This is a genomic window from Paraburkholderia sp. SIMBA_053 (assembly GCF_046534895.1).
Classification (GTDB): Bacteria; Pseudomonadota; Gammaproteobacteria; order Burkholderiales; family Burkholderiaceae; genus Paraburkholderia; species Paraburkholderia caledonica.
The window spans coordinates 1-245 of record NZ_JAWRXU010001443.1 but is presented as its reverse complement, the minus strand read 5'-3'; the positions used below and the strand labels follow the sequence as shown (position 1 = coordinate 245).

The following is a 245-nucleotide window of genomic DNA, read 5'->3' as shown; positions in this document are numbered from 1 at the left end:
CCCGATGCCGGGGAGATCGAAGCCCTCATGAGGCAGGCCGCCGGTGTGGTGCTCGATCAGAACGCCGATGATGCCCTCGAGGGGTGCGGTCAGCGTGACTGTCAGAACGGGCCGGTTGAGGGTGTCGCCCCGGGTCTCGGTGACCTTCGTCGGCGCGGATACGACGAGTGCGTCGTCGCGCGCGTCGATGTCGTGCGCTTCGCGCGCGTACAGGGCTGACACTCCTTCACGCAGTTGCCAGAACC

General features: G+C 67.3%; 1 protein-coding gene. It reads right to left on the bottom strand.

Annotated elements, in window-relative coordinates:
* The coding region (locus tag SB753_RS40395; RefSeq protein WP_410805592.1) for a hypothetical protein at positions 1-245 on the bottom strand (245 nt) is incomplete at both ends.